Raw genomic sequence first — 13,886 nt, 5'->3', positions numbered from 1 at the left:
GCCGGACACAAGTTCGGCTTGCCCGATCCCCGACATAACAGTGCGTTCAGAAGTCGGGTCTGTCGAGCCACCATTTGGGGTGATCTGCTACCAGGCCCTGAATACCGCAAAGCCGGGCCGAAGAGTTGCTCCGGCCCGGCTTTCGTGTGAAGTGACTACTCAGCCCCGATGATGAACGCTTCCAGCTGCGCGCGCGCGATATCGTCGGCCAGCTGCTTGGGCGGGGACTTCATCAGGTACGCCGAGGCCGGGAGCACGGGGCCGCCGATGCCGCGGTCCTTGGCGATCTTCGCGGCGCGCACCGCGTCGATGATGATGCCCGCCGAGTTCGGCGAATCCCAGACCTCGAGCTTGTACTCCAGGTTCAGCGGCACATCGCCGAAGGCGCGACCCTCGAGCCGGACGTAGGCCCACTTGCGGTCGTCGAGCCAGCCGACGTGATCGGACGGGCCGATGTGCACATCGTTGGCGCCCAGCTCCTTCTTGAGGTTGCTGGTGACGGCCTGGGTCTTGGAGATCTTCTTCGACTCCAGCCGCTCGCGCTCGAGCATGTTCTTGAAGTCCATGTTGCCGCCGACATTGAGCTGCATGGTGCGGTCGAGCTGCACGCCGCGGTCTTCGAACAGCTTGGCCATCACGCGGTGGGTGATGGTCGCGCCGACCTGGCTCTTGATGTCGTCACCGACGATGGGAACGCCCGCCTTGGTGAACTTTTCGGCCCACACCGGATCGGAGGCAATGAATACCGGCAGCGCGTTGACGAAGGCCACATTGGCATCGATGGCGCACTGGGCGTAGAACTTGTCCGCCTCTTCCGAGCCGACGGGCAGGTAGGAGACCAGGACGTCGACCTTGTTGTCCTTCAGCACCTTTACCACGTCGACCGGCGCGGCCTCGGACAGCTCGATGGTCTCGGCGTAGTACTTGCCGATACCGTCCAGCGTCGGACCACGCTGCACGACAACGTCGCTCGGCGGCACGTCGGAGATCTTGATGGTGTTGTTCTCGCTGGCGAAGATCGCCTCGGCCAGGTCGAAGCCGACCTTCTTGGCGTCGACGTCGAACGCGGCGACGAACTTGACGTCGCGAACGTGGTACCGGCCGAACTTGACGTGCATCAGACCGGGCACGGTCGCGGTCTCATCCGCGTCCTTGTAGTACTGCACGCCCTGGACCAGCGAGGAAGCGCAGTTACCCACGCCGACGATGGCGACGCGGACCTCGGGGATGGCAGCCGACGAAGTCGGCGGGGTGGGCGAGGTTAAGCTGGTGTTTTCAGCCTTGTTGACTTCACTCATGGCCGATATTTCCCTCTTTCTGTGGTGCCGCCTTCGTCGATTGCTCCGCCGCAATCAACTCGTTGAGCCAGCGCACTTCGCGCTCGCTTGATTCCAGACCGAGCTGGTGGAGTTGGCGGGTATAGCGATCCAGCGAGCCACTGGCCTTCTTGATCGCCTCCCGCAGACCCTCTCGGCGCTCCTCGACCTGCCGTCGCCTGCCCTCCAGAATCCGCATCCGCGCTTCCGCGGGGGTGCGGCTGAAAAACGCCAGGTGAACGCCGAAGCCGTCGTCGGTGTAGTTCTGCGGTCCGGTATCGGCGAGCAGTTCGGTGAAACGCTCACGCCCGGCCGGAGTCAGTTGATAGACCCGCCGCGCGCGACGGGTGACGCCCGCGACGTTCTCCTCCGCGATCAGCCCATCCGTCTGCATGCGACGCAGCGTCGGATAGAGCGACCCGTAGGAGAAGGCCCGAAACGGCCCGAGCAACCCGGTCAGCCGCTTGCGCAGCTCGTACCCGTGCATGGGCGCTTCGAGGAGCAGCCCGAGAATTGCCAACTCGAGCATCGGGCTTCACCCCCTGACTGTGTGTGCAGACCTAACCGATGGATGCGACTTCTCACTATATCGGAGCGATATAAACGTGCATAGTCGTCGGCGATACATATAGCTGTTCTCCCAGGTAGAAGCTGTTAGGTCATATCCATCCGACATGAAAGAAGCCCCGCCACCTCGTCATACGCACGAGGGACGGGGCTTCTCAGCGCCCGGTTAGAACCGGTCGAACTCCCCATCCGCCACCCCAGCGGTGAAGGCTTTCCACTCACCGGGGGTGAAGACCAGCGCGGGTCCGGTGGGGTTCTTGGAGTCACGAACGCCGACCATGCCCCGGTCGAGGAATGCCACCTCGCATTCCTTGCTGCCACCGCTACGGCTGCTCTTGAACCAACGGGCTTCGGACAGGTCGACGTTCACTCTTCCTCCTTGCCTCGCCCAGCAACAGATTTCCTTGCATAACAATCAATTTCTGCTGCCGCTCCATCCAGCGCTGGGTGCTGGGATGCGTTCGCACGGTCAGTGACGATCGAACTCGCCATCCTGCACGCCAGCAGTAAAGGCTTCCCACTCACCAGGCGTGAAAACCAGTGCCGGGCCGGTCGGATTCTTGGAGTCACGCATCGCGACATTGCCGCCGTCCAAGTGCGCCACCTCCACGCAATCTTGTCCCCCGCCGCTGTGACTGCTCTTGAACCACTCGGCTCTGGATAGATCAACGTTCACGCTGGTACTCCTTTGCCTTGTCCCGCAACAGATTTCTGCTGCTTTCATCCAGCGCTTCCTGGTGGATGGGTTTGTTCGCTCAGCGACGGTCGAACTCGCCATCCCGCACGCCAGCAGTGAACGCTTGCCACTCGCCAGGAGTGAAGACCAGCGCCGGTCCGGTCGGGTTTTTGGAGTCACGAACGCCGACCATGCCGCCGCCCAGATGCGCGACCTCCACACATTCTTGTCCTCCACCGCTGTGGCTGCTCTTGAACCAGTTCGCGCCGGACAGGTCAACGCCCACCTTCGTACTCCTTTGCTACCGCACGCAATAGATCTCTGCTGGGTTGGGTATCGAGCGCGGCGCGCTGAATGACCCCGTATCCGTCACGGTACCGCTTCACATCGGGCAACCGCTCGAGGAAGATCCCTCCGGTGAAGCTCTCGACATAGACCACACTGGGTTCCTCTGGGTTGCCCTTCTTGTCCATGTCGAAGTCGAGTATCACGAATGGGCCAGTCGACCATCCGACTGGCAATCCAGCCCGGAACGGCAGCACTCGAAGGTCGACGGTCGGAAGAGTACTGATGTCGGCAAGCAGGCGTGACTGCGCGGACATCACCTTTGGAGAGCCGATCACCGTCCGCAATACACTCTCGTGGAGAACCGCTGACAATGTCGCCGGTCGTCGTCTCCGCGTGATGTGTCCCTGGCGACGACCGCGTAATTGCACGCGTCGATCGATCTCGTCCGCAGAGTCGTTGGGAAAGAACACGCTGTCGAGCGCACGAGCATAGTCGGCGGTTTGGAGTAGTCCAGGTACGACGGATGGCTGGAAGAAGGTCAGCTCTCGCGACGACGACTCCAACCCCATATACACATCGAACGCCGGAGTGATCAACGCTCCGTAGTCGTGCCACCACGACTTCACCGCAGTTTGCTCGGCGAGCGCTATCAAATCCGCGGTGCGCTCGGCGCCTAGCTGATACTGCTCACACAGCAGCCGGATGTCATGCGTTCGAATCTTCTCCGTCTGCCCCTTTTCTAGCCGCTGCACGCTGCTCTTACCCCACTCCATAAGCTTCGCGGATTCGATCAGAGTCATGCCGAGCGCTTCACGCGCCTCGCGCAGATGACGGCCGAGCTGGCGACGCGGCAGCGTGCTGCCGCCTTTCTCTTCGGACAAGCCTTCCCCCTAAGGGCAGTCGAATTTCCCAGGCGGGGAAATGCTCTCACGTCGACTGGGCAACAACCTGGGGAATCGAGCAATTCGTTGGGTTCCCAGATTCTCCTTCCCGACAGCAGCCGAACGGAGTGTGCTGAATATGCGCCCGGCAGGGAGAACGGCCAGCTTGCCCCGCAGGCAGTCCCCTTCCGGCCCAGAGATATTCAGGGGTTGCGGGACCGGGCGCACTCATCGTCGTCGAGGTCCGGGAGGTCGGCAGATGCCGAAGCGAAAGCTTCCACAGCGAGACCCGTTCATAGGCCCGCCAGCCGAATACAGCGGCGCCCCAGCCGAAGTGGTCGAGCTTTTCGCGACCGCCATCCACGAGTGGGCAGACCACTCAGAACCACCCATGTGCCGGGCCAACGATTCCCCCGGTATCGGACGTGCCACCGGAAAGGGGCCGTGATGCGCCGAGATTCCCTGCGAACCACGCGAACTCACGACGGCAGCAAGCTCGCCGTATGGCAACTGATCCAAAATTCCGCCCGCATCCTCCGCGTGCAATTCCCCCAAGAATCCTTCACCGCCCACCGCCTCCCCTCCCGCACCCCACTCCCCGACGTACAACCCGGCACCATCCTCTTCGACACCACCCCAGACCTCGTCGACGCCCGCCAACTACTCCCCACCCACAACGACCTCTGGAACGCCCTACGCGACGACTACTGGACCGCCCTGATGTCCCGATCAGACCTCCCAACCCCTTTGGGGCACAACACAAATGACTGAACCCAACCCCCACCGATCAGCCATCGATCCAACAGTCGCCGCCCTACTCGCCGCCTTCCACGAAGACACCCCCCTCAAACTCGAACGCGCCCCCGTAGACAGCCACCCGCTATACGAACACGCAGACGGAAAGCTGTACGAACTAAACGAGGACGGAACCCTATCCGAACTCAGCCCCGAAAGCTGACCCCCAAACCCCCACCCCATCCGCACTCCTGCCGTTCGATCACCATGCACCGACACAGCCAAACGCCGAAAGTCCCCCACACCCGCGCATTCTCGAGTGGGCGCCGTGGATGCACCCGCCCGAGCACGCCCTGCCGCGACACAGTCCTGGACCGGTGATCACCATGCACTGATGCAGGTAAACGTCGAGAGACCCCTGCACCAACGCATTCTCGAGTAGGCACTGAGGGATGTAGGCGCCTGGGCATGCTCGGCGGTGTTGGGATGCTTCCGCGGCGGAGTCCTGGACGGGTGATCATGATGTGCTGATGCGGGCAATCGCCGGAAGCCGCCACTGTTGTTTGCCGGGTTGGAGGGACTACCACGTTGGCAGTTGAGGGAACAGCGACGGTATCGAGAGGGGATGTTCCAGATCCCGCGAAATGCCGATCTGCCCGCTCGCGCCCGATTCCGTGCAGGTCTCGCCAGCAGGAGCCGCGCCGCGAGCCTAGCGTCGCCAACCCTCATGGTTCGAGTAGGACTCGAACGAATAGCGCGTATCGCGGTCCCATTCTTCGCCGGTCTGCCGCTCGTAGGCCCGCTGGGCGACATAGAGCAGCGGTTCGCCCCACCGGTCAGCGAAGGCCGCGAAATTGGCCGGGTCCTCGAAAACACTCTGGTAGGCAGCGCGGCCCGCGGCCACCACCGCCGCCCGTACATAGAGGAACTGGTCGCCGGACATGTTCGCGCCGAAACACTCGAGATCGAGCCGGTACAGCGACTCGGCAAGCAGCTCGCCGAACCCGGTGATTTCCGAGAGCGGCCGAGACGAGAGGAAGTGTGTCAGCCGACCGATCGGTTCCATCTCGGTTCCGCCATCGAGGGTGCCGATCAACTTCCAGAACGTCTCCCAATCCACCACGGCACATTACGCCTTGGTGCCTTTAGACCGACAGCCTCAACCAGTAGACAGAGCAACCTGTTCCAATCTCCGAGGGCTGTCGGTGATCCCTCGACCGACAACGCGGTGATCCCACAACCGCGGCAAACGACACCCACACCAGCGCATGCCCGAGCGGCCCGAACGCGGACCCGAGCACACCGCACCCCACCACCATCACACAGTCCTGGACCGGTGATCACCATGCGCTGGTGCCGGCAAACGTCGAGAAGACCCCTGCACCAGCGCATTCTCGGCGAGCGGCACAAATGCGCCAGCTCGCATCGGATGTCGACAGAAGTGCTTGCGGGGGGGCAATCGGTGCTCTGGAGAGGCGCGCGTTTGTGGGGCGGAACTGGATCAGTGGCTGGACAGCGCGCACTACGCAGACCCATTGCTGCCGGCACGTGGTAATCGGTGCGAAACTGCACCCACCCTCATGGATCGGACTGCTCGGACCCGAGGTCGACAGCGTTCGGTATCCGACACGCCGCTGGTGAGTACAAATGCGATAACGGCCGCACCTACCGCCGCGGACGACACGGCGGCCTGATTACCAGCGGCCGCCGATTCGAGTGCGGTGGTCGCGGCGCCGCCAGTGCGTCATCGGGACGCTGCAGATCGTCGACCAGGTCACCGAGGTCGCCGAGCGTCCGCGCGGATTCGGCCAATTCCGAGAGCGTCTGATGTTCCTCCTCGGTGAGCTGTCCGTCACTTCGGGCGCTGTCGAGCAACTGCCTTGTTGTGTCGCGATCGGCGTCGCGGGCTCGGGTGTGATCGGGATAACGGCCCGTAGTTCCGGAGCGGCGCAAGGGGTTACGCGTCGGCGTCGGCGCATCGGCGACCAGATCGCGCACGGCCGAAGGGAGCTGCAGATCGCTGGTGAGCCGGTCCAGGTCGGCGATTGTCTTGGCGACCTCGGCCTCGGCCGTGCGATCACGATATTCATCCGCGCCGAGCTGCCCTTCCGCATACGCCGCATCCAGCACACCGGACGCGTTTGCGCGGTCGAGGTCACGCGCGCGCATACGTCCGGATGCTGCGGGGGACACAGGGAAATCGTAAAGGGCCGACGCCCGGATTGTCCCAGTTCGGCAACCGATACTGGTCGGTCGATCCAGCACAGGCCAGCGCGGCCCGCGCGCGGCACCGCTACTCTGGTTCTCGTGCGAATCCAGCGGCAGGTGGTCGACTACGCCCTCCGGCGTCGGTCGCTGCTGGCTGACGTCTATGCGGGCCGTGTCGATGTCGCCGAGGTTTGTGATGCGAATCCCTATCTCTTGCGTGCGGCGAAGTTCCACGGTCGGGGGAGCGAGGTCACATGCCCTATCTGCCGGAAAGAGCAATTGACGCTCGTATCCTGGGTCTACGGCGACGGCCTCGGCCCGATGGCGGGTTCGGCTCGCACACCAGAGGAACTGATACGCCTCGCCGAGACTCGCGAGGAGTTCTCGGTCCATGTCGTCGAGGTATGCCGGAGCTGCAGCTGGAATCATCTGGTGCAGTCCTATGTGCTCGGTACCGCTCCGTCGCCGACGCGACGTCGCACTGGCACCAGGGCCAGCCGGCGCACCGCAGCCGAATGATGTGCCAGGTCATCTGCACGTCGGGTGACACGCGGAGCCTCGACGCGTCCGCCGCGGCGACGATCGCCGCACCGCGCCCTGCAGACCGATACGAGTTATGGAGATCTTGTCAGTGAATTCGCCCTACGAGACCCCCAACGGCGATGAACCGCACGGCGGCCGAACCCAGCGAAGTTCACCTCCTCCGAACCCGTATCCCGGCCAGCGCCCGCCCGGTCCCCCACCCGGACAGCGGCCTGGCCCTGGCGCACGCCCGCCGCAGGGCGGCCAGCCGCCGCAAGGCGGCTATGGCGAGCCGCGCGGACCGCAGCCGCCCCGGCGCCCCGGTCCACCCCCGCAGGGTCCGCCCCCGCAAGGTCGCCCGCCGCAGGGTCGGCCACTGCCCAATAACGCACCTCCGGGCGCACAGTCCACGCAGAAGATCGAGCGTCCGCAGGACGGGCGCGCCGGTTCGCTGACCGATGCCGTCGCCGAGCGCAACCGGCGGTCGGCCCCGCCCACCGGTCCCCGACCGGCCAGCCCGCGTCCCGGCCAGGACCGCCCCGGCGCGCGCCGCACCAATGGCGCAAGTACCACCGGTGAGCGCCGCGCGACCGCTGGCGCACCGCCATCGGGACCACCGCCGCGTCGCAACGGCGCCGACGGCGGCTCCGGCGGACCGGGCGGGCGTCGCCCCGGTGCCAAGAAGAAGTCGCCCTGGAGGATCGTGCGCCGGGTCATCTATGTGCTGCTAGCTCTGTCCATCGTGCTGCCGAGCGTGGTCTTCCTGATCGCCTATTCGACGGTTTCGGTACCCCAGCCGGGCGACCTCAAAACCAACCAGGTCGCGACCATCCTCGCCAGCGACGGCACCTCGGTGATCAGCAAGGTGGTGCCGCCGGACGGCAACCGCACCGATGTGACCATCGATCAGATTCCGCCGCATGTGCGCAATGCCGTGATCGCGGCCGAGGACCGGGACTTCTACACCAACCCGGGCTTCTCGGTCTCCGGCTTCGTGCGTGCCGCCAGGGATCAGGCGCTCAACAAGGAGAGCGCGGGCGGTGGCTCGACCATTACCCAGCAGTACGTGAAGAACGCACTGGTCGGTGACGAACACTCGCTGACCCGCAAGCTGCACGAGCTGGTCATCTCGGCGAAGATGGCGCGCCAATGGAGCAAGGACGAGATCCTCGCCGCCTACCTCAACACCATCTACTTCGGTCGCGGTGCGTACGGCATCGATGCCGCGGCCAAGGCCTATTTCGGCAAGCCGGTCCAGGATCTGACCATCGCCGAGGGCGCCGTGCTCGCCGCCACCATCCAGCAGCCCTCCGGCCTGGATCCGGAGAAGAATCCCGACGGCGCGAAGACCCGCTGGGGCTATGTGCTCGACGGCATGGTCTCCGGCGGCAATCTGAAAGCCGAGGAGCGCCAGGCCCAGCAGTTCCCGCAGGTGGTCCCGCTGTCCACCACCAAGGACAAGAGCTTGGACTCCGGCCCCGAGGGCTTGATCAAGACCCAGGTGCTCAAGGAGCTGTCGGCCGCGGGCATCAGCGAGCAGCAGCTCAATACCGCTGGCCTGTCGATCACCACGACGATCGATCCGAAGGCGCAGCAGGCCGCCGTCGACGCCGCGCAGAAGAAGATGCAGGGCGAGCCGGAGAAGCTGCGCGCCGCGGTGGTGTCGGTGGATCCGAAGACCGGTGCGGTGCGCGCCTACTACGGCGGTGACGACGGCCAGGGCTACGACTTCGCCAATGCAGGTCTGCAGCCGGGCTCCTCGTTCAAGGTCTTCGGTCTGGCGGAGAACCTGGAGCTGGGCAAGCCGCTGTCGGAGATGTACGACAGCTCGCCGATCACCGTGAACGGCATCAAGATCACCAACGTGGAAGGCGAGCAGTGCGGTACCTGCACCATCGCCGAGGCGCTGAAGCGCTCGCTGAACACCAGCTTCTATCGCATGGAGCTGGATATGCAGAACGGTCCGGCGAAGATTGCCGATATGGCGCACAAGCTCGGCATCCCGGACACCATCCCCGGCGTCGGCAAGTCCCTCGTCGAGCCGGACGGTTCCGCGCCGAACAACGGCATCGTGCTCGGCCAGTACCAGGCCAGGGTGCTCGATATGGCCTCCGCCTACGCGACCTTGGCCGCCTCCGGCATCTACCACGCACCGCACTTCGTCACGAAGGTGGTGACCGCCGACGGGCAGGTGCTGCTCGACCGCGGTGACGTGGCTGGCGAACGTCGCGTCTCGGAGGCGGTGGCGGATAACGTAACCGCCGCGATGAAGCCGATCGCCGCATGGTCGCGCAACCACAACCTGGCCAACGGCCGCGAGTCGGCGACCAAGACCGGTACCGCCCAGCTCGGCGACACCGGCGAGAACAAGGACGCCTGGATGGTCGGCTACACCCCGTCGCTGTCCACGGCGGTGTGGGTCGGCTCGATCGACAACTCGGCGCTGCGCAACTACAGCGGCGGCATGGTCTACGGTTCCGGCCTGCCCTCGGATATCTGGAAGGCCACCATGGACGGCGCCCTGCAGGGCACGCCCAACCAAACCTTCCCGAAGCCCGCGCCCATCAAGGGCCAGGCCGGTGTGCCCGAGTGGTCGGCGCCGTTCACCCCGCCCTCGACCACGGAGGTACCGCTGATACCGCCGATCCAGATCGTTCCGAACACCATCGACACCCCGTTCGGGCCGATCCAGATTCCGGGCGTGCAGCCGCAGACCCAGCAGCGCCAGCCGCAGCAACAGCAGCAGCAGCCGGAATCGACGCCGCTACCCGGGCAGCCGACGGTGAACTCCGATGGCTCGCTAGCGACGACCACCGGGTCACCCCAACCCGGCGGCGGCAATGGGAACGGCAACGGCGGCCAACCGACGCGCACCCGGTAGCCTCGGGTGCCGTGACCGAAGCGCAACTCATGGACGAGCGGACAAACGCGAGCGCGCCGCAGCCCGATGGGATGCAATCCGGTACAACGCATTCCGCCGGGGCGCAGCACCCCGGCGCCCCGGAGCAGGCGCGCGGCGCGGCGCACTACATCGCGCCCGCGCCGCTCGCACCCGATCTACGCTCGTGCGACGGCCGGGATCGGCCCAGCCGCAACGATTCCCTGACCGCGCAGCTCAGTACCGTCATCGGCGGGCCGGTCGGTGACCACGCGCTGATCGGCCGGGTCCGGTTCTGGACCCCGATGCGGGTATTGCTCGCCTTCGCGCTGGTCTTCCTCGCGCTGGGCTGGGCGAGCAAGGCGGGCTGCATCCAGCAGACGACCGCCTCGGACGGTTCGCTCACCCTGGACTGGAACAACGGCCGCCAGTACGTGGCCATGTGCTACTCGGATACGGTGCCGCTCTATGGTGCGGAACGCTTGAACGAGGGCGCGTTCCCGTACAAGAAGCAGTGGACCGAATCGACTCCGGACGGCGGCCGGGAGACCAGGTACATGGAGTATCCGGTGCTGTCCGGGCTCTATCAGTATGCGGCGATGCAGGTCGCCAAGACCTGGGACGCGTCACCGCTGCCCGGTGCGTTGCAGGTGGTCATCTACTTCAATGTGGTCGCGGTCGGCCTGGCCATGGCCTGGCTGGTCACCGTATGGGCCTCCGCGCAACTCGCGGGGCGGCGGGTCTGGGATGCCGCGCTGATCGCCTGCTCGCCGCTGGTGATCGTGCACATTTTCACCAACTTCGACGCACTCGCAACGGCTTTCGCCGCCACCGGCCTGCTCGCCTGGGCGCGCCGCCGACCGGTACTCGCGGGTCTGCTGCTCGGACTGGGCGGCGCGGCCAAGCTATACCCGCTGCTGCTGCTCGGACCGATCCTGGTGCTGTGCCTGCGCGCCGACCCACTGCAGCGGGTGCCGAGCGCACGCCTGGGCCTGCGCCTCAGCGATATCACCGGATGGCACACCGCGCTGACCTGGCTCCGCGAAACCCCGTATCGCCTGCAGTTTCTCAGCGCCCGCCCACTCGGCGCGGCCGCGCTCACCATTGCGTCGGCGGCCAGCACCTGGCTGGTGGTGAATCTGCCGATCCTGCTGCTGTATCCGAACGGCTGGCGGGAGTTCTTCCGGCTCAACACCACTCGGCACGCCGATCCGGACTCCATCTACAACGTCATCACCTCGTTCACCGGCTGGGACGGATTCGACGGCAAGATCGACCACACCCATCAGCCGACCATTCTGAACCTGGTTTCGCTGCTGGTATTCGTCCTGGCCTGTGCGGTGATCGCCTATATCGCGCTCACCGCACCGCGCCGTCCGCGCCTGGCCCAGCTGTGCTTCCTGGTGGTGGCCGCCTTCCTGCTCACCAATAAGGTGTGGAGCCCGCAGTACTCGCTGTGGCTGGTGCCGCTGGCCGTGCTCGCGCTGCCGCATCGCCGAATTCTGCTGGCGTGGATGACCATCGACGCGCTGGTCTGGGTGCCGCGCATGTTCTACTACCTCGGCTTGGACCGCAAGGGCCTGCCCGAGCAGTGGTTCACCGGCACCGTGGTGCTGCGCGATCTCGCGGTGCTCGGGTTGTGCGCGTTGATCATCCGGCAGATCTACCGGCCGGAGGAGGATCTGGTCCGGCGCGATTTCGTCGACGATCCGGTCGGCGGCATCGTCGATCGCGCGCCGGACCCGCTGCTGCCGTGGCTGCCCGAGGCGCTGCGGCCGCGAGTGGCCCTGCGCTAGCGAACCCGCCCGAAAAGCCCACCAGGCCCCCGTTCAGACGGCTCCTGCCGCATCGCCCCTGGGGTCCAGGGGGCGGTCGTGTGGCGGTCGAATACGGCGAATTCGACCGCCGTACGACTACGCTCGGCGAGCAGCCTATGGGGGTGGGGCAGCGATCTGGATGGACGGGGTGCTAGCTGGTGCGCAGGAAGCGCGCCTGCCTGGCCGGTTCCCTCGGCAACAGGTCCAGATCCAGCTGCCACGCGCTGCCGGTCCACGGATCGAACAGCGGGGTGCCGTCCATTGTCGGCAGATGTCGACAGGACTGCGAAAGCATGGCCAAGGTGCCGTCACTGGAATCGGATTCGTCGGTGCCGACGATCACCGTGGACAGCCCGATCAGATCGCCGCGCATCAGCAGTACGGCGATACGCTGTGCGTCCGAGGTCTGGTAGCCGTGCGGGAAGTCGGCCGCGAGCAGCACCCGATGCTCGGTCGGCGGGGTGAAATTCCCACTGGAATACGCCAATTCGGCCAATTCGGCGGCGTCGACCAGGGCCTGCAGCCGCGCCGAGATCTCACCGAAATCGGTGATCGGCGGGCCGTTCAGCACCGGGGTCAGCGGACCGACGAGCTGCGCGAACGCGCCGGTCAGATCGATCATGTCGACCAGGGTGCGCCGACCGGGATCGGCCGCGAGCAGCCGGGCCAGCAGTGCGCCGACGATCGGGGTCGCCGCTGCCGTGGTTTCGGTATCGATCCACAGCGGGCGGGTCAGCGGCACCGGCACGCAGTACGGAATGCGCAGCGGCCCACGTTCGATTGCGTAGAGCTCGCCGAGCCGGATGCCGTCGCTCGGCGTCGGCGGCCGATCCCAAGCGGGTGAATCCCAGGTGGCCAGCGACGGCGGCAGCTGCCGATCGGCATCGGCGAGTTCGCGCATGAGCTGTTCGCTATCGCGCAGATGGTTGCCCTCGGCGGTGGCGATCAGATCGTCACAGCGGCGCTGTGCGGACCGACGCGCATCCTCGGCGGCCGGGGTGTTCCTGGTGGCCGGATCCGAAACCGCCGCCGACAGTTCCTGATCCAGCCGCTGCATGGCGTAATCCCGCGAGGAGATGAGCGCCGCGGCCGAACGCGCGGCATCCTCGAAGATCATCCACAGCCGCTCTAGTCCGTGCGCCACCTCGACCGGCGCCGGACCGCTCGCGCGGGAGTCGCCGGTGCCGGGACCGCTGATGGTGTCCTGCCCGCTGGCCCGTCCCGGAGCGCTGACCGGGTCGGCATCGCGCAGACCGGCCGCACTGGGCTGACCCGGTTGGCCGGACTGCGGCGTCGCCGGTTCGTCCACCTCGACGCCGTGCGCGGTGAGCAGCACGGCCAGTCCACCCGCATAGCCCTGACCGACCGCGCGCAGCTTCCAGTCGGTCCCGCGCCGGTACACCTCCAGACAGATCAGCGCGGTCTCCCCGGCAGCCGGATTGATCGCGAATTCCGCTGTCGCGACGTCAGCTACGGCGAGTGCGGCGGTGACCGCACCGAGCCCACCCGACGGTGCCGGTGCGGCCGGATCGGCACTGACCACCAGCAACACCGCCTGCGCGTCGGCGCGCACCTCGGCGAGCCGGATGGTGACGCCGTCCTCGGATAGCGTCACCCCCGCCGTCTCGGTCTGGTTGTAGAACACGAAATCGCCGGTATCGAAGACCCGCAGGTTCTGCGCGACGACGAGCGCGGAAACATCCAGGGCAGCCCCGGCTTTCGCGCTGAATCGAACGATATCGCCGGTCAGCACTATATTCTGACCGGCCTTCAGCTGAATCACGTTGTCCGCCCCGTTATTTCGTGTTCTGTTCGGTTCGCGCGCAGTCGCTGCGCGTATCGGTCAATTGGCGAGGAACCGGCCCAGCTGCGGAACCGCTTCGCCCGGATGTTTGGCCTGGAAGCCTTCGCCGAGGGCCTGCATCTTCCAGTCACCGCCGACCCGGAAGAGCTTGGCCATCGCCATCGCGGTGAACGGCATACCACCGGCGAGGGTGT

General features: G+C 65.8%; 13 protein-coding genes and 1 pseudogene. 4 read left to right on the top strand and 10 right to left on the bottom strand.

The annotated features are described in order from the left end of the window. Nucleotides 1-155: 155 nt before the first annotated feature. From ABZW16_RS29495 to ABZW16_RS29470, 6 genes are all read right to left on the bottom strand, one after another. Nucleotides 156-1,298 (bottom strand): inositol-3-phosphate synthase, encoded by a 1,143-nt coding sequence (locus ABZW16_RS29495; RefSeq protein ID WP_354959336.1) that lies wholly within the window; start codon nucleotides 1,296-1,298, stop codon nucleotides 156-158. After that, nucleotides 1,291-1,845 (bottom strand): PadR family transcriptional regulator, encoded by a 555-nt coding sequence (locus ABZW16_RS29490; protein ID WP_040697429.1) that lies wholly within the window; start codon nucleotides 1,843-1,845, stop codon nucleotides 1,291-1,293. The genes ABZW16_RS29495 and ABZW16_RS29490 overlap by 8 nt, the downstream gene beginning before the upstream one ends. A gap of 204 nt (nucleotides 1,846-2,049) precedes the next feature. Beyond that, on the bottom strand, nucleotides 2,050-2,253 hold the full coding sequence (locus ABZW16_RS29485) for a DUF397 domain-containing protein (RefSeq protein ID WP_354959335.1): 204 nt from the start codon (nucleotides 2,251-2,253) through the stop codon (nucleotides 2,050-2,052). Nucleotides 2,254-2,352: 99 nt separating this feature from the next. Next, the gene (locus ABZW16_RS29480) at nucleotides 2,353-2,559 is read right to left on the bottom strand and encodes a DUF397 domain-containing protein (RefSeq protein WP_354959334.1); all 207 of its coding nucleotides are present in this window, start codon (nucleotides 2,557-2,559) and stop codon (nucleotides 2,353-2,355) included. Nucleotides 2,560-2,638: 79 nt separating this feature from the next. Then, nucleotides 2,639-2,845, bottom strand: a complete 207-nt coding sequence (locus ABZW16_RS29475; RefSeq protein ID WP_354959333.1) for a DUF397 domain-containing protein — start codon at nucleotides 2,843-2,845, stop codon at nucleotides 2,639-2,641. Continuing rightward, nucleotides 2,835-3,728, bottom strand: coding sequence for a helix-turn-helix transcriptional regulator (locus ABZW16_RS29470; RefSeq protein WP_354959332.1), 894 nt, complete (start codon nucleotides 3,726-3,728; stop codon nucleotides 2,835-2,837). Before ABZW16_RS29470 ends, ABZW16_RS29475 begins: the two co-directional genes overlap by 11 nt. A 540-nt stretch (nucleotides 3,729-4,268) precedes the next feature. Between ABZW16_RS29470 and ABZW16_RS29465 the strand changes: the two genes are divergently transcribed. Next, a complete protein-coding gene (locus ABZW16_RS29465) occupies nucleotides 4,269-4,499 on the top strand; it encodes a hypothetical protein (protein ID WP_354959331.1) in 231 nt (76 codons plus the stop codon). A 673-nt stretch (nucleotides 4,500-5,172) separates the two neighbouring features. Here ABZW16_RS29465 and ABZW16_RS29460 read toward each other — a convergent pair. Continuing rightward, entirely contained in the window at nucleotides 5,173-5,583 is a 411-nt protein-coding gene (locus tag ABZW16_RS29460) for a DUF4240 domain-containing protein (RefSeq protein ID WP_354959330.1), read from the bottom strand. A 545-nt stretch (nucleotides 5,584-6,128) separates the two neighbouring features. Then, on the bottom strand, nucleotides 6,129-6,656 hold the full coding sequence (locus tag ABZW16_RS29455) for a DUF1707 domain-containing protein (RefSeq protein WP_354959329.1): 528 nt from the start codon (nucleotides 6,654-6,656) through the stop codon (nucleotides 6,129-6,131). A 114-nt stretch (nucleotides 6,657-6,770) separates the two neighbouring features. Here ABZW16_RS29455 and ABZW16_RS29450 point away from each other — a divergent pair, with 114 nt between their 5' ends. From ABZW16_RS29450 to ABZW16_RS29440, 3 genes are all read left to right on the top strand, one after another. Continuing rightward, nucleotides 6,771-7,190 carry a DUF5318 domain-containing protein gene (locus ABZW16_RS29450; protein ID WP_354959328.1) on the top strand — a complete coding sequence of 140 codons (420 nt, stop codon included), beginning with the start codon at nucleotides 6,771-6,773 and terminating at the stop codon, nucleotides 7,188-7,190. A 703-nt stretch (nucleotides 7,191-7,893) separates the two neighbouring features. After that, nucleotides 7,894-10,074: a transglycosylase domain-containing protein gene (locus ABZW16_RS29445; protein ID WP_354959355.1), complete on the top strand. Its 2,181-nt coding sequence runs from the start codon at nucleotides 7,894-7,896 to the stop codon at nucleotides 10,072-10,074. Between the two features lie 11 nt (nucleotides 10,075-10,085). Further along, a complete protein-coding gene (locus tag ABZW16_RS29440; RefSeq protein ID WP_354959327.1) occupies nucleotides 10,086-11,867 on the top strand; it encodes a glycosyltransferase 87 family protein in 1,782 nt (593 codons plus the stop codon). Between the two features lie 172 nt (nucleotides 11,868-12,039). Here ABZW16_RS29440 and ABZW16_RS29435 read toward each other — a convergent pair whose 3' ends face one another. Next, entirely contained in the window at nucleotides 12,040-13,671 is a 1,632-nt protein-coding gene (locus ABZW16_RS29435; protein WP_354959326.1) for a TerD family protein, read from the bottom strand. A 60-nt stretch (nucleotides 13,672-13,731) separates the two neighbouring features. Continuing rightward, nucleotides 13,732-13,886 (bottom strand): annotated as a pseudogene (locus ABZW16_RS29430) (stress protein); the annotation flags it as partial.

The organism is Nocardia sp. NPDC004604, from assembly GCF_040609795.1.
Lineage (GTDB): Bacteria > Actinomycetota > Actinomycetes > Mycobacteriales > Mycobacteriaceae > Nocardia.
This window is presented reverse-complemented; position numbering and strand designations above follow the sequence as displayed.